At 61.1% G+C, this 1,618-nt stretch carries 4 protein-coding genes; 2 read left to right on the forward strand and 2 right to left on the reverse strand.

Features of this window, described 5'->3' with window-relative positions; all coding sequences use genetic code 11:
• Window positions 1-120 (reverse strand): transposase (locus AC1D01_RS33880; RefSeq protein ID WP_477873851.1); only part of this gene is annotated, 120 nt, incomplete at its 3' end.
• Between the two features lie 29 nt (window positions 121-149).
• On the reverse strand, window positions 150-449 hold the full coding sequence (locus tag AC1D01_RS33885) for a hypothetical protein (RefSeq protein WP_477873848.1): 300 nt from the start codon (window positions 447-449) through the stop codon (window positions 150-152).
• Between the two features lie 116 nt (window positions 450-565).
• On the opposite strand from AC1D01_RS33885, the gene AC1D01_RS33890 reads away from it, so the two are divergent.
• Complete coding sequence (locus AC1D01_RS33890) at window positions 566-871, forward strand: helix-turn-helix domain-containing protein (RefSeq protein ID WP_477873849.1); 306 nt, start codon at window positions 566-568, stop codon at window positions 869-871.
• Window positions 872-1,097: 226 nt separating this feature from the next.
• Entirely contained in the window at window positions 1,098-1,451 is a 354-nt protein-coding gene (locus AC1D01_RS33895) for a hypothetical protein (protein ID WP_477873850.1), read from the forward strand.
• Window positions 1,452-1,618: the final 167 nt, after the last annotated feature.

Raw genomic sequence — 1,618 nt, forward strand, 5'->3', positions numbered from 1 at the left:
CGTCTGATCAGCCACGCCCAGCACCTTCGACACCACCGCCAGGCTCTGCCCACCCTTGACCATCCGCACCGCCTCAAGCTTGAATTCCAGCGTGTAGCGCGCTCTCTTTGCCTTCGTCACTTTCGTTCTCCTTGCCTGGATTGAACCACTCAGCAAGGGATACGGATTCCGCGGGCAAGGTCAACGGTGTGCCCTGGGCGGGCAGCCAACCCGATGTCGGTCATGTGAATGGGTCGTTCGCGGCCATCCGAGGCACGCAGCCAGATTTCGTGCTCTGCCTGTGTTCTGGCTTCGATCTGTCCAGGAATCACCATTGAGGTGCTAAGGACCGTCGAAACTTGCTGAGACACCGACGTGGTTGAAGTCTTGGTCTGCTCCAGAACTTCTCCGGTGAAAGTGCAGAGCCAAACGCCCTGGCCATTCGAGAGAGTGTGCGTGGTTTTCGTCATCGGTGTTCTTCTCTTCCCCGTGCGCGGTCGCACCAGACCGCGGTTCACTTCATATTAGTCGACTTTCGCATATTCCAAGTTCGCATGCATCGTCTGCGCCTCCGGTCCTGTGACGTATGCCTCGAACCATCAAGATCACCCCAGAAAGTGTGCTGCTCGATCTGCTTCGCTCTGCCCGCGAACGCTCAGGCGTCACGCAAATTCAGTTGGCTGAGCGCACCGGCCTACGGCAATCCGACATCAGCAAAAGTGAGCGCGGGGTGCGACGCCTTGACGTACTTGAACTGCATGGCTGGCTGTCGGCGCTCGGGGTCTCCTTCGTTGGGTTCGCCCAGGAACTTGATGAACGCCTAACAGCGCTTGCGCTGCTCAAGGCCCAGCAGTCCAGGGGCTTCCATCGACGCACGAGGAAGGCCGACTAGCCTTGCTTCCAGTCCTGCACGCGTAGCCCAGACCCACGTTCCTTCGCATTTGGGGTCAGGCAAGTCCAGAATCGACTATTCTCGCGAGAGAGGCTGTCGTTCGCGGTGCCGATCGGACGTCAACGCCAAGGAGTGGCGCGCCTCGCCTCTGAGCGGACTTGCAGCCCGATCTCCGTCATCTCATGAGCAACCCATCGCCGCGGTGACTACACCGGGAGGTCAAAGCATGGAGCTGAACTATGACCGCGCAGCCCGAGCCGACATGGTTGACGTCGAACAGGCGGCGGCGCTCGCCGGTGTGACGACAGCTCAGCTGTGCAGATGGGCGACGATGGCACGACCGCGCGTCATCGCGCTAGGCCACCCGAGCCTGGGTCTGAGATTTCCGCGTTGGCAGTTTGAAGCGCCGTTGTGGTCGGTGGTTCGAGAACTCGGCCAGGCCTTGCGTGGAAGCGGCTGGGCCATGCTGACCTGGCTGGAGTCAGGGAATGGCGCCTTCCATGGTCGCTCCCCTCGATCGGCGCTCGAGCAGGGCGAAACGGTAGAGCGCGTACTTTGCGCCGCGCGGTACGCTCGCTGAGCACTGAATGATTCAACACAGAGGTGATGAGGCGCGAGCAAGGAGCCAATCTGCGCGGCCAGTACATGCGCCTCTCACAACTGGGTGTCGGTGTCGATCCGCTCGGCCAGCGACTGAGCGCGGGCACGCCAGCTACGATGCTGGAGTGACCTTCCACAGATCACCAC

It is taken from the genome of Rhizobacter sp. P3_B12, from assembly GCF_056402895.1.